Source organism: Prauserella muralis (assembly GCF_003202285.1).
Classification (GTDB): domain Bacteria; phylum Actinomycetota; class Actinomycetes; order Mycobacteriales; family Pseudonocardiaceae; genus Prauserella_B; species Prauserella_B muralis.
Window position 1 is genome coordinate 292,902 of record NZ_MASW01000002.1, and the last position, 19,345, is coordinate 312,246.

Genomic DNA, 19,345 nt, shown 5'->3' on the forward strand with positions numbered 1-19,345 from the left:
TGACGACCTCCAGGGGTGCCCTGCTCCGGTCCTGCGCGGATGCGAGGATGACAGGCGTGTCTAGCAGCGCCTGGATCTGGATTGTCGTCGTAGCGGTTGTCGTGGTGATCGCCGCGCTCGTCACCGGGCTGGTGATCTCCCGCAAGCGCAGGATCAGCCTCGAACGCGAGCGCGAGCAGGCGCCGCAGCGCGGCAGCTACCAGGCCGGTGGCGGCATCGCGTTCGCCCCGGGTGGCACGCAGGCGCCCGAGCACCCGGCGCAGGAGCGCACCGAGACCGACGGCGAGCCCGGCGTCGGCGACGATGCCGCCGTGCCGAGGGACGCGCCCAGGCGCGGCATCGTCGACGTCGGCCTCCCGGACGAGCAGCGGCAGGCACCCGTGCCCGAGCCGCGCGAGGAGGCCGAACCGGAGCCGGAGGCCCGGCCGGAGCCCGCGCCGGAACCGGAGGCCGCCCCCGCGGCGAAGACCGAGGAGCCCGAGCCCGCGGCGGGCCGCATGGAGCGGCTGCGCGGCAGGCTGTCGAAGTCGCGCTCGGCGTTCGGCCAGAGCCTGCTCGGCCTGCTCGGCGCGGGTGATCTGGACGAGGACTCCTGGCAGGACATCGAGGACACGCTGCTCGTCGCCGACCTCGGCGCCTCGACCACCACGGAGATCGTCGAGAAGCTGCGCACCGAGCTGTCCGCGCGCGGGGTCCGCACGTCCGACGACGCGCGCGCGCTGCTGCACGAGGTGCTCACCGACGCGCTGTGGCCGGACGCCGACCGCTCCGTGCGCGCGCTGCCGCACACCGTCGAGGGCGTGAAGCAGCCCGCTGTCGTACTCGTGGCCGGGGTCAACGGCACCGGCAAGACCACCACCACCGGCAAGCTCGCGAGGGTGCTGGTCGCGCAGGGCCGCCAGGTCCTGCTGGGCGCGGCCGACACGTTCCGCGCCGCCGCGGCCGAGCAGCTGCAGACCTGGTCGGAGCGTGTCGGCGCCGAGGTCGTGCGCGGCAGGGAGGGCGCCGACCCGGCCTCGGTGGCCTTCGACGCCGTGAAGCGGGGCATCGACACGGGCGTGGACGCGGTGCTCGTCGACACCGCGGGCAGGCTGCACACCAAGACCGGCCTGATGGACGAGCTGGGCAAGGTCAAGCGCGTGGTCGAGAAGCAGGCCAAGGTCGACGAGGTGCTGCTCGTGCTCGACGCCACCACCGGGCAGAACGGCCTGGCGCAGGCCAGGGTGTTCTCCGAGGTCGTGGACGTCACCGGCATCGCGCTCACCAAGCTGGACGGCACCGCCAAGGGCGGCATCGTCTTCCAGGTGCAGCGCGAGCTGGGCGTTCCGGTGAAGCTGGTCGGCCTCGGCGAGGGCCCGGACGACCTCGCCCCGTTCGAGCCGAAGGCGTTCGTCGACGCCCTGCTCGGCTGAGCGCGGAACAGGCCTACGCGGAGAGGTCGCGCGAGGTCAGCTGCTCCGACAGCGCGGTGGCGATGCGCTGCACCACGGGCGCGATGCGCGTGACGACCTCCTTCGTCAGCCTGCCCTCCGGCCCGGACACCGACACCGCGGTGGGCGTCGGCGCGCCCGGCACGGGCACGGCCAGGCAGCGCACGCCGAGCTCCTGCTCGCTCTCGTCGAGCGCCCAGCCCTGCTTGGCGATCTTGGCCAGGTGCCGCTGGAACCGCTCGACGTCGGTGTGCGTGTGGTCGGTGTAGGCGGGCATGCCGGTGCGCTCCAGCAGGGCCCGTACCTCGTCCGGGGGCAGGGTCGACAGGATCGCCTTGCCCACGCCGGTGCCGTGCGGCAGCAGCCTGCGGCCGACCTCGGTGAACATCCGCATCGAGTGCCGCGACGGCACCTGCGCGACGTAGACCACCTCGTCGCGTTCCAGCACCGCGAGGTTGGCCGTCTCGCCGACCTCGTCCACCAGCTCGGCCAGCAGGGGCCGGGCCCACGTGCCGAACTGCAGGCTGGCGTTCTCGCCGAGCCGGATCAGCCGGGCCCCCAGCGCGTAGCGGCGGTTGGTGTTCTGCCGGACGTAGCCGAGCGCCACGAGCGTGCGGATGAGCCGGTGAATCGTCGGCATCGGCAGTCCGGAGGACGTCGCGAGCTCGGACAGGCTCGCCTCGCCTCCGGTGTCCGCGAGCCGTTCCAGCAGCTCGAAGGCACGCTGAAGCGACTGCACCCCGCCGCCTGCTGATCTCTCGGGGGCCACTGGCTCTCCTCTCGCGATCACTCACGTTGAGCTTCCGCAATGTAGAAACTATAGTCCGAGATGTAAAACAAGATGATCGTCATGCTAAGAGGCCGGAGGCTCGTCCGGCCGGATTGGCATCCAGAGGCACTGTTTGAGGTGTTCGCATGTCTGAAGTTCGTGTGGTCGGCGACGCGGTCGAGCGTGGCGACGAAGTGCTCACCCCGGAGGCTCTGCGGTTCCTCGGCGGTCTGCACGACGCCTTCGCGGCCACGCGGGACAAGCTGCTCGAGGCGCGCGCCCAGCGCCGGGAGGAGGCCAAGCGCACGGGAAGGCTCGACTTCCTGCCCGAGACCAGGGAGATCCGCGAGTCCGAGTGGCAGGTGGCCGAGGCGCCACCCGCCCTGCGCGACCGCCGCGTGGAGATCACCGGTCCCACCGACCGCAAGATGACGATCAACGCGCTCAACTCCGGCGCCAAGGTGTGGCTCGCCGACTTCGAGGACGCCAACACGCCGCACTGGGCCAACGTGGTGTCCGGCCAGGTGAACCTCTCCGACGCGATCAGGGGCACCATCGAGCTGGACAGCGGCGGCAAGCACTACGCCCTGCGCGACGACGTCGAGCACGCCACCATCGTGGTCCGCCCCCGCGGCTGGCACCTCGACGAGCGCGGCATCGAGATCGGGGGCCGCAAGGCCGTCGGCGCGCTGGTGGACTTCGGGCTCTACTTCTTCCACAACGCCCGCGAGCTGCTGTCGCGCGGCCGTGGCCCGTACTTCTACCTGCCGAAGCTGGAGAGCCACCTCGAGGCGCGGCTGTGGAACGACGTGTTCACCCACGCCGAGCGCGAGCTGGGCATCGAGCACGGCACCATCCGCGCCACCGTGCTCATCGAGACGATCCCGGCCGCCTTCGAGATGGAGGAGATCCTCTACGAGCTGCGCGAGCACGCCTCGGGGCTCAACGCGGGCCGCTGGGACTACCTGTTCAGCATCATCAAGTACTTCCGCGACGCGGGCGAGGCGTTCGTGCTGCCCGACCGCAACAGCGTCACGATGACCGCGCCGTTCATGCGCGCCTACACCGAGCTGCTGGTGCGCACCTGCCACCGGCGCGGCGCGTTCGCCATCGGCGGCATGGCCGCGTTCATCCCCAGCAAGGACCCGGAGACCAACGAGAAGGCCTTCGCCAAGGTCCGCGACGACAAGGCGCGCGAGGCAGGCGACGGCTTCGACGGCTCCTGGGTGGCGCACCCGGGCATGGTCGAGCTCTGCAAGGAGGAGTTCGACAAGGTGCTCGGCGACAGGCCGAACCAGGTGGACCGCCAGCGGGAGGACGTCTCCGTCACCGCCGAGGCGCTGCTCGACATCGCCTCCACCGAGGGCAAGGCCACCATGGCGGGGCTGCGCGGCGCGGTGGACGTCGGCGTCCGCTACATCGCCTCGTGGCTGGGCGGCAACGGTGCGGCGGCCATCCACAACCTGATGGAGGACGCCGCCACCGCCGAGATCTCGCGCTCGCAGGTCTGGCAGTGGGTCCGCAACGGCATCACGCTCGACAGCGGCGAGCAGGTCACCGAGCAGCTGGTGCGCTCGGTGCTCGAGGACGTGCGCGCCGAGCTGTCCGACGTCGTGCCCGCCGACGCGCTGGCGCAGGCCGTCGAGCTGTTCGAGGAGGTCGCGCTGGCCGAGAACTTCGCCGACTTCCTGACCCTGCCCGCCTACGAGCGGATCAAGTAGTGGCGGGGCTGTCCGAGGAGGTCTACGCGCGCATCGACGCCTCGCTCGCCGAGGCCGATGCGCGCGTGGCCGCGGCGTACCCGGGCGAGCCCGCGGGCAGGCAGCCGGTGCACACCGTCTACGTGCCCGCGGGCCGGTACCGCGCCGGGCTCGTCGCCGAGTGGGGCGAGCAGGCGCAGGCCGTGCTCGCCGAGCACGGCGACGCGCTCGGCGCCCCGGCCGCCGTGCTGGAGCGGGTGCGCGCCAAGCTGGCGAGCCAGCCGATCGAGGACCTGCGCCTCGACTTCGAGGACGGCTACGGCCATCCCGGCGACGAGGCCGAGGACGCCGACGCGCGGCGCTGCGCCCGGGAGCTGGCGGCGGAGGCGGCGACGCCGTTCTCCGGCATCCGGTTCAAGAGCTTCGAGGCCGCGACCCGCCGCCGCGGCATCCGCACGCTCGACGTGTTCCTCTCCGCGCTGGGCGAGCCGCCGCCCGGCTTCGTCGTCACCCTGCCGAAGGTGACGGCGATCGAGCAGGTCGAGGCCGCCGCGGAGGTGCTGGCCGAGGTGGAGAAGGCGCACGGGCTCGCGGCCGGCGCGCTGCGGTTCGAGGTGCAGATCGAGACCGCCCAGTCGGTGCTGGCCCACGACGGCACGGTGGCGTTGCCGCGGATCATCGCCGCCGCACACGGCCGGTGCAGCGGGCTGCACTTCGGCACCTACGACTACAGCGCGGGGCTCGGCATCAGCGGCGCCTACCAGAGCATGGAGCACCCGGCGGCCGACTTCGCCAAGGAGCTGATGCAGGTGGCCGCCGCGGGCACCGGAGTGCGCCTGTCCGACGGCTCCACCAACCGGCTGCCCGTCGGCGACGCCGACGCGGTCCGTGGCGCGTGGGCCGAGCACCAGCGGTTGGTGCGCCGCTCGCTGGAGCGCGGCTTCTACCAGGGCTGGGACCTGCACCCGCACCAGCTGCCGAGCCGGTTCGCCGCGACGTACGCCTTCTTCAGGGAGGACCTGCCGGCCACCGCGGCCCGGCTGCGCGACTACGTGACGGCCACCGAGGGCGGGGTGCTGGACGAGCCGGCGACCGCCCAGGCGCTGGCCGCCTACCTCGCGCGGGGCCTCGACTGCGGAGCCGTCGACGAGGCCGAGGTCGCCGAACTCACCACGCTCGACCGTGCCCGCCTCGACGCGCTGGCCCGCCGCGCCGCCTGAGCGCCGGAGTTACCCTGGCGGGGTGGCGGACACGGTGATCGATCTCAACAGTGACCTGGGAGAAGGGTTCGGGGCGTGGCCCCTCGGCGACGACGAGGCGCTGCTCGGCATCGTGACCAGCGCCAACGTGGCCTGCGGCTTTCACGCCGGTGACCCGTCGGTGCTGCGCAGGGTCACCGAGCAGGCCGCCGAGCGCGGCGTGGTCATCGGGGCGCAGGTGGGCTACCGCGACCTCGCGGGCTTCGGCAGGCGATTCATCGACATGGATCCGCACGAGCTGGTCAACGACGTCATCTACCAGATCGCCGCCCTCGACGGCTTCGCCAGGGTCGCGGGCACCCGGGTCCGCTACGTCAAACCACACGGCGCCCTCTACAACGCCGTCGTCCACCACGCCGAGCAGGCGGCCGCGGTGGTCGACGCCGTGCGGCGCTACGACCCGGAGCTGCCGGTGCTCGGCCTGCCCGGCTCGGAACTGCTGCGCCAGGCACAGGAGGCGGGGCTGCGGCCGGTGCAGGAGTCCTTCGCCGACCGCGCCTACACGCCGGAGGGCAGGCTCGTGTCGCGCCGCCAGCCCGGCGCCGTCGTCCACGAGCCGGACGAGGTGGTCAAGCGCAGCGTCCGGATGGCCACCGACGGCACCGTCACCGCGATCGACGACAGCGTGGTCGCGGTCCGCCCCCGCTCGCTGTGCGTGCACGGCGACACCCAGGGTGCGGTCGAGATCGCCCGCCGGGTGCGGGAGGGGCTGCTGGACGCCGGTGTCGAGGTACGCCCGTTCGCGTGACCGCCGTGCTCACGCAGCCGTGCGGACCAGGCGGCGGCCGGTGATCTGACCGGCCCTGATCCGGATGCAGCGGTCGTGCCTGCCCGGCGCCCACGGCCGCCGGGACGGATCGTTCAGCCGCACCAGCGCGTCGACGTCGGTCACCGCGGACGCCTTGCCGAGCACCACGACGCTCCAGCCCGTGTGCGTTTCCGGGTCGATGTGGTCGGCCTCGAACGCGACGATCGCGCCGTTGAGCCCGCGCGCCCACGAGTCGGCCGCCGTCCGCACGATCACGTCCGTGCCGTCCAGCACGAAGTTCACCGGGCGGATGGCGGGCATGGCGTGCTCGGTGAACACGAGCCTGCCGACCGGTGCGGAGCCCAGCAGGCGCACGCACTCCTCGGGGGACAGCGTCTCGATGTCGGTGAAGGGGGACATGGTGGTTCTCCGGCCTGCGGCAGGTACTGCGTGCTCCACCGACTCTTCACGCGGCCCCCGGTGCGCAGCAGAGTCGAAAGACCTCTCTACGCCGGGAGCGTCAGTTCTCCACCGACAGCGCCAGGTAGAGGTCCACCTGCGTGCGGAAGTCGCTGAGGTCGGCTCCCAGCAGCTCACCGGCCCGCGCGATGCGGTACCGCAGTGTGTTGACGTGTACGTGCAGCACCTTCGCCGCGCGCGCGGGAGAGCCGGAGCGCTCCAGGAACACCCGCACCGTGTGCAGCAGGTCGGGATGGTCCAGCAGTGGGCCCAGCATCCGCTGCCGCAGCGCGAGCCGTAGTTCGTCGGGCGCGCCCGCGAGCAGCAGCCGGTGCGGCCCGATCTGCTCGCCGGACACCACCGCCACCCGGTCGTCGCTGCGCGCGGCCGCCACCACGGCATGGCGGGCCTCCTCACTCGCCCCGCGCAGGCCCGCGACCGTGGCGGGCCCGCCCGTGCCGATGAGCACCCGCCCGCCGCCCAGCGCCGACAGCGCGTGCTCCGCCGTCGCGGCCCAGTCCGCCGGCCACGGGCGGGCGAGCGCCACCAGCGCGTACGCCTCGTCGTCGCCGGAGCCCGGCCTGCCGACGAACACCGGCTCCGGGTGCTCGGCCAGCAGCTCACCCAGGACCTCGGCCGCCCTGCGGCTGCCGGGCGTGCGCGCGACGAGCACCCGCAGTTCGGTGTCCGGCGGCAGGCCGGTGGCGGCGAACGCGGTGGTCAGCTCCGCCGCGCTGCCGCCGGAGCTCGCCAGCAGCGCGAGCAGCGGCTCGGCCACCCGCATCCGCGCCGCGCGCACCTCGTCCTCCCGCGACCGGGCCAGCCCCACCAGGCCCGCCAGCTCGTCGGCCACCTCCGCCGCGCCCGGCCCGAGCCTGGCGTCCACCACCAGCGACCACGGGATCGCGTGCCGCCCGCCGACGCGAACCACGGAGCGCTGGCGCGGCGGCGCGGGCGTGCTCGCGGCCACGACCCTGCCGGTCGCCGAGCGCACCCAGCAGTCGGCACCCAGCTCGGCGGCACCCTGCTGCAGCAACGCCGTCAGCGTCGCGTTGTCGGCCGCGGCCGAGAGCAAGCGTTTGCGCGCCCCTCCGGACTCGGCCGCCAGAGCCAGCACCACCCGCTCGGTGATCACGGCGAACGACAGGTCGGCAGGCACCTCCAGCAGCGGGAGGCGGTGCCGTTCGCACGCCCGCACCAGCTCGTCCGGGATGCCGCCGGTATCGGCGCCGGAGGCGGCGAGGGCGGCGCACCCGGCGCGGGCGAGTGCGGCCACGAACGGCTCCGCGTCACCGGCGTCGCGCCACCACAGCAGGCCGCTCAGCACGAGCTCGCCCCGCGCCAGGTAACGGCTGGGGTCGGGCAGCTCGGTGACGTAGATCCGGCTCACCTCGTTGTCGAGCAGGTCGCCACCGGCCCGCAGCCGCAGGCGCAGCTCGGGCAGCTCCAGCAGAGTTCGCACCAGCGTCATGAGGTTTGTAGGAAAGCACAACCGGCCGGGTTCACGCTGCCCCGTCTTTCATGCTTCCGCGCCGTTGCCGGTGCCCGCCGCCGCTGTGTGTACTGGAACACACCCCGAAACCACTGGAGACAGCGTGGACTTCCTGCGACCGACCACCCTCGACGAGGCGCTCGCGTTGAAGGCCGAGCGACCAGGGGCCGTGCCCATCGCGGGCGGCACCGACGTCATGGTGGAGCTCAACTTCGACCACCGCCGCCCCGAGGCGCTGCTCGACCTGACGGGCGTCGCCGAGCTGGCGGAGTGGTCCACTTCGGACGGGCAGGTGCGCCTCGGCGCCGGAGTGCCCTACACGCGGGTCATCACCGAACTGGGCGATGTGCTGCCGGGCCTGGCGATGGCCTCGCGCACGGTCGGCTCCCCGCAGATCCGCAACCGCGGCACGGTCGGTGGCAACCTCGGCGCCGCCTCGCCCGCGGGCGACACCCACCCGGTGCTGCTGGCCACGGGCGCCCGGGTGGAGGTCGCCTCGGTGCGGGGCGGCAGGACGATCGCGGCCGAGGCGTTCTACACGGGCGTGAAGCGCAACGCGCTGGAGCCCGACGAGCTGATCACCGCCGTGCACCTGCCTCCGGCCTCGGGCGCCGAGCAGTTCGCCAAGGTCGGCACGCGCAACGCCATGGTCATCGCGGTGTGCTCGTTCGCCGTCGTGCTGCGGCCCGGGTACGCGGGCGTCGCGCTCGGCTCCGCCGCCCCGGTGCCGCGCCGCGCCGCCGAGGCCGAGCGCTTCCTCGTCGCGGAGCTGCCGTGGCAGACCCCCGTGCCGCTGGCCGACTCGCTCAAGCGGGCCTTCGCCGAGCTGGTCGCGGGCGCGGCCGATCCCATCGACGACGTGCGCGGCAGCGCCGCCTACCGCAGGCACGCCCTCGGCGTGCTCGCGCGCAGGGCACTGACGTGGGCGTGGGACGACTACCGGAACAACGGAGGTGAGCGGCAGTGCGCCTGAACGTGACCGTCAACGGCGAGCCCAAGCAGGCCGACGACGTGTGGGAGGGCGAGAGCCTGCTCTACGTGCTGCGCGAACGGCTCGGCCTGCCCGGCTCCAAGAACGCCTGCGAGCAGGGCGAGTGCGGCTCCTGCACCGTCTACCTCGACGGCGTGCCCGTGTGCTCGTGCCTCGTGGCGGCAGGCCAGGCCGAGGGCCACGACGTGCGCACCGTGGAGGGGCTGGCCGACGGCGACACCCTCGACCCGGTGCAGCAGTCCTTTGTGGATGCCGGGGCGGTGCAGTGCGGGTTCTGCACACCCGGGCTCGTGGTCGCCGCCCACGACCTGCTCCACCGCGTGCCCGACCCCAGCGACGAGGAGATCCGCGAGGCGCTGGCGGGCAACCTCTGCCGGTGCACCGGCTACGAGAAGATCCTCGACGCGGTACGGAATGCGGCGGCCACGTCATGATCATCGAGAACGCCGCCATCGCCACGGTGGACGCCGCGGGCACCGAACACCGCAGCGGGCACGTCGTGATCGACGGCGAGCACATCACCGCCGTCGGCGAGGGCCCCGCGCCGGAGGGCCTCGGCGGCGAGCGCCTCGACGCCACCGGCTGCCTCGTCACCCCGGGGCTCGTCAACACCCACCATCACCTCTACCAGTGGGCGACCAGGGGACTGGCCGCCGACTGCACCCTGTTCGAATGGCTGGTTCGGCTGTACCCGGTGTGGAACCGGCTGGATGCCGGGATCACCCACGCCGCCGCGAGTGCCGGGCTGGCCCGCCTCGCGCTGACCGGGTGCACCACCGTCGCCGACCACCACTACGTGCTCCCGCGCGACGGCGGCGACCAGATCGCCGCACTCGTGGAGGCGGTCCACCGCGTCGGTGTGCGCGGGCATCTCGTGCGCGGGTCCATGGACCGCGGCGAGTCGCACGGCGGGCTGCCCCCGGACACCCTCGTCGAGGACCTGGAGTCGGCGCTGCTGGGCACCGAGCGGGCCATCGACGCCCACCACGACCCGGCGCCGAACGCGCGCGTCCGGATCGCGGCGGGCCCGTGCTCGCCGTTCACGGTCACCGAGCGGCTGATGAAGGAGGCCGCCGAGCTGGCCCGCCGCAAGGGCGTCCGGCTGCACACGCACCTCGCCGAGACACTCGACGAGCAGCAGCAGTGCCTTGCCGAGGTGGGCTGCACGCCGGCCGAGTACGCCGAGTCCCTCGGCTGGCTCGGCGACGACGTGTGGCTCGCCCACACCGTCCACCTGGCACCGGAGGCGATCCGCAGGTTCGGCGAGACCGGCACCGGATCCGCCCACTGCCCGACGTCCAACGGCAGGCTCGGCACCGGCATCGCGCCCGTGCGCGACCTGCTCGACGCCGGAGCGCCGGTGGGTCTCGGCGTGGACGGGGCCGCCTCCAACGAGTCCGGCGGCCTCGGCGAGGAGCTGCACCAGGCGTTGCTGCAGGCCCGCCAGCGTGGCGGCCCGCGCGCGCTCACCGTCCGGCAGGCGCTCTGGCTGGGCACGATGGGTGGCGCGCGCTGCCTCGGAAGGCAGGCCGAGCTGGGCTCGGTGGAGCCGGGCAAGCTCGCCGACCTGGCCGTGTGGCGGCTGGACGGGCTGCGGCACGCCGGGATCGACGACCCCGTCGCGGCGCTCGTGCTGGGCGCCGTGCCCGACGTGCGGCTGCTGCTCGTCGGCGGGCGGACCGTCGTGGCCGACGGCGAGCTGCGCACGGCCGACGAGACCACGATCGCCACGGAACTGAGCTCCGCCAGCGGGAGGCTGCGATGACGTCTGCGACATCCCCGACATCCACGACACCCGTCACCACGCCGGCAAGGACGTCGGAGGAGGCGGCGGGCGGCATCGGCTCCAGCCCGGTCCGCCCCGACGGCACCACGAAGGTGCGCGGCGAGTTCGCCTACTCCTCCGACCTGTGGCACGAGGACATGCTGTGGGGCGCGACGCTGCGCAGCCCCCACCCCTCCGCGCGGATCACGGGCCTCGATATCGCCGGGGCGCTCGCCGTGCCCGGTGTGTACGCCGTGCTCACGCACGCCGACGTGCCGGGCGTCAACCGCTACGGCCTCGAGCAGCCCGACCAGCCGGTGCTCGCCGAGGACGTGGTGCGGTACCAGGGCGAGCCGGTGGCGCTCGTGGCGGCCGACCATCCGGAGACCGCCCGCCGTGCCATGGAGCGCATCCGCGTGGACTACGAGGAACTCGAGCCCGTCACCGACGCCCAGGCCGCCGCCGAGGGCAAGGGGCCCGCGGTGCACCCTGGTGGCAACGTCGTCCGGCACGTGCCGATCCGCCGCGGCGACCCGCGGGCCACCGCCGACGTGGTGGTCACCGGCACCTACGAGGTCGGCATGCAGGACCAGGCCTTCCTCGGACCCGAGTCGGGGCTGGCGGTGCCCGCCGAGGACGGCGGCATCGACCTCTACGTCGCCACGCAGTGGCTGCACGTCGACCAGCAGCAGATCGTCGCCGCGCTCGGGCTGCCGCCGGAGAAGGTGCGGCTCACCCTCGGCGGCGTCGGAGGAGCGTTCGGCGGCCGCGAGGACCTGTCGATCCAGGTTCATGCCTGCCTGCTCGCCCTGCACACCGGCAAGCCCGTCAAGATGGTCTACAACCGCGAGGAGTCGTTCTACGGCCACGTGCACCGGCACCCCGCGGTCCTGCACTACGAGCACGGCGCCGACCGGGACGGCAGGCTCGTCTACGTGCGGGCGCGGATCGTGCTCGACGGCGGTGCGTACGCCTCCACCACCGGCGCCGTCGCCGGTAACGCGGCCACGCTCGGCGTCGGCCCCTACGACGTGCCGAACGTCAGCGTCGACTGCTGGGGCGTCTACACCAACAACCCGCCGTGCGGCGCGATGCGCGGGTTCGGCGCGGTGCAGGCCGCCTTCGCCTACGAGTCGCAGATGGACAAGCTCGCGCAGGCGTGTGGTCTCGACCCGGTGGAGGTGCGCACGCGCAACGCGATGAGCGAGGGCACCGTCATGCCCACCGGCCAGGTGGTCGACTCGGCCGCCCCGGTGGCGGAACTGCTGCGCAGGGTGCGGGACATGCCGCTGCCCGCCGGGCCCTCCGGCGAGCCGGACCTGCGCCGCCTGCCCGGCGGGGTGTCCAACACCACCCATGGCGAGGGCGTCGTGCGCGGCGTCGGCTACGCGGTGGGCATCAAGAACATCTGCTTCTCCGAGGGCTTCGACGACTACTCCACGGCGCGGGTGCGGCTGCAGGCCGTCGGCGGCGAACCCGCCGCGACGGTGCAGACCGCCGCCTGCGAGGTGGGGCAGGGGCTCGTGACGGTGCTGCAGCAGATCGTGCGGACCGAACTGGGCGTGGAGCAGGTCACCGTCGAACCGATGGACACCTCGATCGGCAGCGCAGGGTCCAGCTCGGCTTCCCGGCAGACCTACGTCACCGGCGGAGCCGTCCGCGCCGCCGCGCTGGCCGTGCGCAAGGGCCTGCTCGGCCGGGTCGGCCACGTGCCCGGCGAGCTGAGCGTGTCCGGCGGCAAGGTGGTGTCCACACGCGACGGTGTGCTCGCCGACATCGTCGACGTGCTCGGCGACGACGTGCTGGAGGAGACCGTCGAGTGGCGGCACCGGCCCACCGAGTCGCTCGACCCGGAGACCGGGCAGGGCACCGCGCACGTGCAGTACGCCTTCGCCGCGCACCGCGCCGTGGTGGACGTCGACACCGAGCTCGGCCTGGTGAAGGTCGTGGCGCTGGACTGCGCGCAGGACGTCGGCAAGGCACTCAACCCGCAGGCCGTGCTCGGCCAGATCCAGGGCGGTTCCGCGCAGGGCCTCGGGCTGGCCGTCATGGAAGAGATCCAGACCGACGGCGGACTGATCCGCAACCCCTCGTTCACCGACTACCTCATCCCGACCGTGCTCGACATGCCGCCGATGAACATCGACGTGCTGGAGCTCGCCGATCCGCACGCGCCGTACGGCGTGCGCGGCGTCGGGGAACCGCCGACGATCTCGTCCACCCCCGCGATCGTCGCGGCCATCCGCGCGGCCACGGGCAAGCCCCTCACCAGGGTGCCCGTCCGCCCGGAGCACATCATCTGACGGCCTGAGCGGGCCGTAGCCGGAGGCCGGGAAGGGTGCGGTGCCCTTTCCGGGGCTTCCGCCTGCGCTCCCCACCGCCTCACCGTGGAGGTTGCCATGACGCAGTTGCGCGCGGACCGACCCCAGCACCAGCCCACCCCCGGCCCCGGCGGCTCGCCGCTGGACCGCTTCTTCCGCATCTCGGCACGCGGCAGCACCACCGGCCGCGAGGTGCGCGGCGGCATCACCACGTTCGTCGCCATGTGCTACATCGTGCTGCTCAACCCGCTGATCCTGGGCGCGTCGGCCGACATCACCGGCGCGCGGCTGAGCACCGAGGAGGTCACCACCGCCACGGCGCTCGCTGCCGGGGTCACCACCGTCCTCATGGGACTGATCGGCAACGCGCCGCTCGCGCTGGCGGCCGGTCTCGGCGTCAACGGCATCGTCGCCTTCCAGCTGGCCCCGGCGATGACGTGGGGCCAGGCGTTCGGTCTCGTCGTCGTGGAGGGCTTCTGCATCGTGCTGATGGCCGTCTCCGGTGTCCGCGAGCGGATCATCAACGCGATCCCGATGGCGCTCAAGACCGCGATCACCGTCGGCATCGGTCTCTACATCGCACTGGTCGGTCTGGTCAGCGCCGGGTTCGTCACGCGAACCCCGGACGCGGCCAACTCCACGGTGCCCGTGCGCATGGGCGACGGCGGGCACCTCACCGGCTGGCCCATCGCCGTGTTCTGCCTCGGGCTGCTGCTCATGATCGTGCTGGTGAGCCGTGCCGTGCCGGGGGCGGTGCTCATCAGCATCGTCGCCGCCACCGTCCTCGCGATCGCCGTGAACAGCGCGTTCGACGTCGACGGCTGGGGCCTGGTCGAACCGTCGGTGCCGGGGCAGCTCGTCGCGAGTCCCGACTTCGGGCTGCTCGGGAGGATCGACCTGTTCGGCGGGTTCGTCTCGGCAGGCGTCGTCACGGCCTGCGTGTTCCTGTTCACGCTGGTGCTGTCCGGCTTCTTCGACGCGATGGGCACGATCACCGGGGTGGCGCAGGAGGCCGGGCTCGTGCGCGACGGCAAGGTCGAGGGCATGGGCCGCATCCTGTTCGTCGACGGGCTCGGTGCGGTGGCGGGCGGTGTCACCGGCTCGTCGCCGAACACGGTGTTCCTGGAGTCGGCGGCCGGTGTGGGGGAGGGTGCGCGGACCGGGCTGGCCAGCGTCGTCACCGGCGGGCTGTTCACCGCGACGCTGTTCCTGACCCCGCTGGCCGCCGTGGTGCCCGCACAGGCCGCGGCGCCCGCGCTGGTGGTGATCGGCGGGATGATGATGGCGCAGTGCCGCCGGATCCCGTGGGAGGACACCGACGTGGTGATTCCGGTGTTCCTCATCGCGGCGCTGATCCCGTTCACCTACTCGATCACCAACGGCATCGGCGCCGGGCTCGTCGCCTATGTCGTCGTCAAGCTGTGCAAGGGCAAGGTGGGTGAGATCGGGTGGCTGCTCGGCGGGCTGGCGGCCGTGTTCACCGTCTACTTCGCCATCGAGGGCATCACCGCGTGGCTGGGCTGAGACCACCGACCGGCGCGTCGTCCGTGCTCGGCAGGCCCGCCAGTTCCGCGGCGAGCGCCCGCGCGGCCTTGCGGTGGGACGCCGAGCCGAGAACCTCCTCGAGCGCGGAGCGGATGGCGCCGGCCTGCGCCGTCGTCGTCTCGACTCCCGCTCCGGCAGCGGCGACCCGGTGCGCGTTGAGATGCTGGTCCTCGGCGAACAGCGGGACCACCACGAGCGGCACCCCGGCCGCGAGGGCGCCGAGGGTGGTCCCGCCACCGCCGTGGCACACGACGGCGGCGGCGCGCGGCAGCACCTCGGCCTGGTCGACCCAGCGCTCGATCCGGACGTTCGGTGGCGGTGTGCCCAGCGCGGAGAGGTCCGCGCCGTGGCCGACGGTGAGCAGGACGTCGGTGCCGATATCGGCCACGGCGCGCATCGCCTCCACATACACCGAGCTCAGCTCGGGCATCGCGCCGGTCACGCTGCCGAAGGTCACGTAGACCAGCTCGCCGCCCGGCCCGTCCGGGGGAGTGGCCCAGGGGGGATCCCGGAACCGCTGGGCGTGCGGCGGGGCAGGCAGCGCGGGATCCTCCAGCCCAGCGGGGAACAGGGTCAGGTACGCGGACCCGCGCAGGCGCGCCGCGTCCGGGTCTTCGGGCAGGCCGTGGGCCCTGCGCAGCGCGCCGACGGGAGCGGCGACCAGCCGCAGCAGGTACTCCTCCATCGCGCCGAGTCCGATGCCGATCCGGGCGTGCGGGACGTCGTACAGCTCGGCCGCGACCGGAGCGGCCAGTTCCGCCGACTCCCGCACGACGACGTCCGGGCGCCACGTGCCCACCGCCTCGGCAAGGCGCGGCAGCGCGGCGGCGGGCCGCAGCCTGCCGAAGATGTCGCGGCACATGAACTCGTTGGCCTCGTGGTGGGACATGCCGCGCAGCCTGCCGAGCGCACCGGCCATGACGTCCTCCGCGGGGTCGTCCACCGGCCAGAACCGCGCGCCGTCGGGCAGGCCCGCCTCGCCGAGCGCAGGCGGGCCGCAGAACAGCACGTCGTGTCCCGCCCGCAGCCACGACCGCGCGAACGGCAGCAGCGGCCCGACGTGCCCGGCCCCGGCGGTGGAGGAGAACAGCACCCGCATCGACCCAGCGTAGTGCGGGAAAGCGCCCCGCAGCGCACGGCTTTTTCAGGGCAGCGGCGGCGGAACCGAGCCGTTCGGCGGTGGCACCGAGCCGAAGGGCACCTTGGGTGTCTGGTGTGTGCCCGGGGTGCCCTTGGGCTCGCGGGGTTCGCGGGGGTTCCGTGGGCTCGCCGGGGCTCGCCGGGGCTATCCGGTCGGCGTGGGCACCTTGCGGCGCATGGCCGCCCGGTCGCCGAACACGAGGTTGAGCACCACCGCCGCCACGCAGCCCGCGCTGATGCCGGAGTCGAGCACGGTGCGCACCGCCGACGGGAAGTGGGCGTAGAACTCCGGCGCCGCGATGGGAATGAGGCCGATGCCGAGGGCGGCGGCGACGATCGTGATGTTGGCGGGCCGCTCGAACGAGGCCTTCGCCAGCGTGCGCACTCCGGCGACGGCGACGCTGCCGAACAGCACGAGGCCCGCGCCACCGAGCACCGGTTGCGGCACGAGCGCGATGATCCCGCCCGTCACCGGGAACATGCCGAGCAGCACGAGCATCGCACCGCTCGCCGCGACCACGTAGCGGCTCACCATCCTCGTCAGCGCCACGAGACCGACGTTCTGGGCGAACGCGGTGCAGGCGAAGCCGCCGAACACGGTGGCCACGGCCGTGGCGAAGCCGTCGGCGCGCAGCCCGTCCGCCAGTGTGCGCTCGGAGGTGGGCCGCTCGACGATCTCGCCGAGCGCCAGCATGTCCGCCGTGCTCTCGGCCATCACGACGAGCATGACGATCGCCATCGAGACGGTGGCCGCGACGTCGAGCACCGGCGTTCCGAAGTGGAACGGCGTCGCGATGCCGAACGCGGGCGCCTCGGTGAGCGCCGACGAGTCCACCTCACCGAGTGGCCAGGCGACGAGCGTGCCGACGACGAGCCCCAGCAGCAACGCGATCCGGCCGGCGAATCCGGACAGGAACCGGTTGAACGCCAGCACGGCGACGAGCGTGATGGCGGCGAGCAGCAGCCCGGAGCCCTGGGCCGAGGACTGCTGGTCGGCGATCCAGCCGACCGCGACCGGCAGCAGTGACACCCCGATCAGCGTGATGACGGTGCCGGTGACCAGCGGCGGGAAGAACCGCGTCAGCCGGGAGAAGAACGGCGCCGCGAGCACCACGAGCAGGCCGCCGACGAGCGTGGCGCCGTAGACGACACCCAGCGAGCCGCGCTCGCCGTGCTGCTCGACGATGGCGAGCACGGGCGCGACCGTCGCGAATGTGACGCCGTTGACCAGTGGCAGCCGGGCGCCGAAGCGCCACACACCGAGCGTCTGCAGCAGGGTGGCGAGCCCGGCGGTGAACAGGCTGGCGCTGATGAGCAGGCTGAGCTGGCCGGGGCTCAGGCCCACGGCGGCGCCGATGATGAGCGGTGGGGCCACGACCCCGGCGTACATGGCGGCGACGTGCTGCAGGCCGCCGGCGAGCAGTTGCGGTAACGGGGGCTTCTGGTCGACGGGGTGCATGGGGACTCCCAGGTGAGCAGGCTCAGAAGGCGGGCAGGGTGTGCCAGGCGAGGCCGGGATCGCCGGCGTCGTCTCTGAGCACGGTGCCCTCGATCAGCCCGTAGGGCCGGTCGGCGGCATGGAAGACCTCGTTGTCGTTGGAGAGCCCGAACGGGCTCAGGTCCACCAGGAAGTGGTGCTTGTTCGGCAGCGACAGCCGTACCTCGGCGATCTCCGGGCGCCGTTCGAGCACGGCCTCGCCCATGGCGTAGAGGGTCTGCTGCAGCGAGAGGCTGTGCTTGGTCGCGAACGTCTCCACCAGTGCGGCGCGGGCGTCCGCGTGACAGGCACTCCAGTCGATGCCGGTGACGTCGCGGTAGCGCCAGCGTGCGGTGACGGCCGTGGCCAGGATGCGGTCGCTGGTCTCGGCGAGCGTGGTGTAGCGGTCGCGGGGGAAGCCGTGAAACTCCGAGCCGGTCGACTTGAGCACCACCAGACCGCTCACGCCGGACACGACCCACGCCTGCCCGTCGGCGATCGTGACCGCCGTGGTGCGCCGCTCGTCGCCGGAGCGGGAGAACGCGTGGTCGTGCGGCGTGCCGCCCACGTCGATGCGCTGCCAGCCGTGCCGTTCGATGAGGATGCGGGCGCCGGTGATCTGCTCGAACGAGGACGTGAAGTGCCTGCCCAGCCGCAGCGCGAAATCCTCGATCTCGCCGACGGGGGCCTGTTTGGCGAAGGCGTAGACGGTGTTCTTCTGGGTGTCGGTGGCGACGACGTCGGCGTTGTCGCCGGTGAGGTGCGTGGCGTCGAGGTTGCCGCGCAGGGCGGTGGACACCGTGAGGTCGGTCAGGTTGTGCACGGGGCCGTCACGGTCGACGGTGACGAGCCGGACCTCGGCCTTGCCGTACTGGTTGGGGCCCAGGGTGATGGCCATACCGATCAGCTCCCTCGATAGGTGGAGTAGGCATACGGGCTGAGCAGCACCGGGACGTGGTGGTGCGCGGCGGGGTCGCTGATGCGGAAGGCGATGGTGATCTCGGGGAAGAAGCCGTCCGCGCCGAGGTAGGACTCGGTGTCGAAGACGAGGCGGTAGACGCCGGCGGGAAGGGTGTCGGGGCCGAGGTCGCGGGCGCGGCCGTCGGCGTCGGTGTGCGCCCGCGCGAGGACGGTGCCGTCGCGGTCCTCCAGCCGTACCGGGACACCGGCGGCGGGCCGCCCCGCGGCGTTGTCGAGCACGTGCGTGGTCACCAGGCTCATGGGATCACCATCTTCGCCAGCCTCAGCTTCGCGATCTTCACCAGTTCGCCGCCCGCGACGGCGAGTTCGGTCTGGGGGTCGTTGTTCATGCGCCGCCGCAGGTTCGCCAGCAGCTCCTCCCCGCTGCGCCCGCTGGCGCACACAAGGAAGACGTGTCCGAAGTGGTCCTCGTACTCGGCGTTGGCCGCACGGAACCGCCGCGCCGCTTCGTCGTCCACACCGGACTGTTCGGAGCTCGCGTGCCCCGCCGAGGGCCGCTCGCCGATTCTCGGATGTGCCGCCATGGCGGCGTGGATCTCGTCGGGCCGCAGCGGAAGATCCGCCGCGGCGAGCAGGCTTTCGGTGTCGGGGTACGGGCGCCCGGACAGCACGGTGTCGACCCAGCGCGGCACCGCCAGGCATTCGGTCAGGGGTGCGCGGAGCCGGTCGGGATCGGCGGAGTTGAACTCGGCCAGCCGGAGTTCGGTCACCCGCAAGAACGTAAGCCGACAATCCGACGGCGTCAACAATTTGTTGAACTCGATCAAGATTCCGGCGAGGTGCGGTTCAGGTAGTTGTAGACGGTGAACCGCGTGACGCCGAGCGCGTCGGCGACCGCCGCGACGGACTTCCTGAGCTGGAAGGCGCCGCGTTCCTCCAGCAGCCGCACGGCCCGCTGCTTGCCGGGCCGGTCCAGGCCGGCCAGCGGGCGGCCGAGCTCGTTCTCCACCTCGCGGAGCATGCGGGCCAGCACGCTGCCCGGTTCGGCGGCGGGAGCCGCGGCGGGCTCGCCGCCGGGCACCTGCAGCCGCAACGTCAGCCGGGTGGCGCCGCCGGACAGCGCGGCGCGGGCGATCGACGGCAGCGCGTCCAGCAGGGCGTCGGCCTCGCCGCGCGCCGAGGTGCCGAGCGGGCCGAACGACGTGGTCAGACCCGCGTCGTCGGCCGCCTGCCGGGCCCGCACGGCGTGCTCGGGCGGCTCACCTTCGCCCCGGAACGGTTCGCTCGTGAACTCCGCTTCCAGCTCCACACCCGCAACGTAGCTCCCG

The 19,345-nt window shown here is 73.0% G+C and carries 18 protein-coding genes; 9 read left to right on the forward strand and 9 right to left on the reverse strand.

Translation table 11 applies throughout. The annotated features are described in order from the left end of the window. Positions 1-47: 47 nt before the first annotated feature. Positions 48-1,412, forward strand: a complete 1,365-nt coding sequence (gene ftsY / locus BAY60_RS12425) for a signal recognition particle-docking protein FtsY (protein WP_211330312.1) — start codon at positions 48-50, stop codon at positions 1,410-1,412. A gap of 13 nt (positions 1,413-1,425) precedes the next feature. Here ftsY and BAY60_RS12430 read toward each other — a convergent pair whose 3' ends face one another. Further along, positions 1,426-2,199: an IclR family transcriptional regulator gene (locus BAY60_RS12430; protein WP_112281106.1), complete on the reverse strand. Its 774-nt coding sequence runs from the start codon at positions 2,197-2,199 to the stop codon at positions 1,426-1,428. A 146-nt stretch (positions 2,200-2,345) separates the two neighbouring features. Here BAY60_RS12430 and aceB point away from each other — a divergent pair, with 146 nt between their 5' ends. Genes aceB through BAY60_RS12445 form a run of 3 tightly spaced genes read left to right on the forward strand, consistent with a single transcriptional unit; the run spans position 2,346 to position 5,906 of the window. Further along, positions 2,346-3,920, forward strand: a complete 1,575-nt coding sequence (gene aceB / locus BAY60_RS12435) for a malate synthase A (protein WP_112281107.1) — start codon at positions 2,346-2,348, stop codon at positions 3,918-3,920. Then, on the forward strand, positions 3,920-5,119 hold the full coding sequence (locus BAY60_RS12440) for a DUF6986 family protein (RefSeq protein WP_112281108.1): 1,200 nt from the start codon (positions 3,920-3,922) through the stop codon (positions 5,117-5,119). The genes aceB and BAY60_RS12440 overlap by 1 nt, the downstream gene beginning before the upstream one ends. Before the next feature lie 22 nt (positions 5,120-5,141). Continuing rightward, entirely contained in the window at positions 5,142-5,906 is a 765-nt protein-coding gene (locus BAY60_RS12445) for a LamB/YcsF family protein (RefSeq protein WP_245992463.1), read from the forward strand. Positions 5,907-5,915: 9 nt separating this feature from the next. Here BAY60_RS12445 and BAY60_RS12450 read toward each other — a convergent pair whose 3' ends face one another. Together BAY60_RS12450 and BAY60_RS12455 are read right to left on the reverse strand one after the other, a co-directional pair. Beyond that, on the reverse strand, positions 5,916-6,326 hold the full coding sequence (locus BAY60_RS12450) for a pyridoxamine 5'-phosphate oxidase family protein (protein ID WP_112281109.1): 411 nt from the start codon (positions 6,324-6,326) through the stop codon (positions 5,916-5,918). Positions 6,327-6,426: 100 nt separating this feature from the next. Next, positions 6,427-7,836 (reverse strand): PucR family transcriptional regulator, encoded by a 1,410-nt coding sequence (locus BAY60_RS12455; RefSeq protein WP_112281110.1) that lies wholly within the window; start codon positions 7,834-7,836, stop codon positions 6,427-6,429. 124 nt (positions 7,837-7,960) lie between these two features. Here BAY60_RS12455 and BAY60_RS12460 point away from each other — a divergent pair, with 124 nt between their 5' ends. The 5 genes from BAY60_RS12460 to BAY60_RS12480 all read left to right on the forward strand — a co-directional run bounded on the left by BAY60_RS12460 (position 7,961) and on the right by BAY60_RS12480 (position 14,458). After that, complete coding sequence (locus tag BAY60_RS12460; RefSeq protein WP_112281111.1) at positions 7,961-8,830, forward strand: FAD binding domain-containing protein; 870 nt, start codon at positions 7,961-7,963, stop codon at positions 8,828-8,830. Beyond that, positions 8,821-9,282, forward strand: a complete 462-nt coding sequence (locus BAY60_RS12465; RefSeq protein ID WP_112281112.1) for a (2Fe-2S)-binding protein — start codon at positions 8,821-8,823, stop codon at positions 9,280-9,282. Before BAY60_RS12460 ends, BAY60_RS12465 begins: the two co-directional genes overlap by 10 nt. Continuing rightward, entirely contained in the window at positions 9,279-10,613 is a 1,335-nt protein-coding gene (locus BAY60_RS12470) for an 8-oxoguanine deaminase (protein WP_112281113.1), read from the forward strand. Before BAY60_RS12465 ends, BAY60_RS12470 begins: the two co-directional genes overlap by 4 nt. After that, on the forward strand, positions 10,610-12,916 hold the full coding sequence (pucD, locus tag BAY60_RS12475) for a xanthine dehydrogenase subunit D (RefSeq protein ID WP_112281114.1): 2,307 nt from the start codon (positions 10,610-10,612) through the stop codon (positions 12,914-12,916). Before BAY60_RS12470 ends, pucD begins: the two co-directional genes overlap by 4 nt. Positions 12,917-13,012: 96 nt before the next feature. Continuing rightward, positions 13,013-14,458: an NCS2 family permease gene (locus BAY60_RS12480; RefSeq protein WP_112281115.1), complete on the forward strand. Its 1,446-nt coding sequence runs from the start codon at positions 13,013-13,015 to the stop codon at positions 14,456-14,458. On the opposite strand, the gene BAY60_RS12485 is transcribed toward BAY60_RS12480, so the two are convergent. The 6 genes from BAY60_RS12485 to BAY60_RS37060 form a co-directional block, all read right to left on the reverse strand. Next, a complete protein-coding gene (locus BAY60_RS12485; RefSeq protein ID WP_146771004.1) occupies positions 14,439-15,578 on the reverse strand; it encodes a glycosyltransferase in 1,140 nt (379 codons plus the stop codon). The genes BAY60_RS12480 and BAY60_RS12485 overlap by 20 nt on opposite strands. Positions 15,579-15,764: 186 nt before the next feature. Continuing rightward, entirely contained in the window at positions 15,765-17,078 is a 1,314-nt protein-coding gene (locus BAY60_RS12490; RefSeq protein ID WP_112281117.1) for a nucleobase:cation symporter-2 family protein, read from the reverse strand. A gap of 22 nt (positions 17,079-17,100) precedes the next feature. After that, complete coding sequence (pucL, locus tag BAY60_RS12495; RefSeq protein ID WP_112281118.1) at positions 17,101-17,994, reverse strand: factor-independent urate hydroxylase; 894 nt, start codon at positions 17,992-17,994, stop codon at positions 17,101-17,103. A 5-nt stretch (positions 17,995-17,999) separates the two neighbouring features. Next, positions 18,000-18,317: a hydroxyisourate hydrolase gene (gene uraH, locus BAY60_RS12500; RefSeq protein WP_112281119.1), complete on the reverse strand. Its 318-nt coding sequence runs from the start codon at positions 18,315-18,317 to the stop codon at positions 18,000-18,002. After that, the gene (gene uraD, locus BAY60_RS12505; RefSeq protein WP_112281120.1) at positions 18,314-18,787 is read right to left on the reverse strand and encodes a 2-oxo-4-hydroxy-4-carboxy-5-ureidoimidazoline decarboxylase; all 474 of its coding nucleotides are present in this window, start codon (positions 18,785-18,787) and stop codon (positions 18,314-18,316) included. The genes uraH and uraD overlap by 4 nt, the downstream gene beginning before the upstream one ends. A gap of 53 nt (positions 18,788-18,840) precedes the next feature. Beyond that, the gene (locus BAY60_RS37060; protein ID WP_170160390.1) at positions 18,841-19,326 is read right to left on the reverse strand and encodes a helix-turn-helix domain-containing protein; all 486 of its coding nucleotides are present in this window, start codon (positions 19,324-19,326) and stop codon (positions 18,841-18,843) included. Positions 19,327-19,345: the final 19 nt, after the last annotated feature.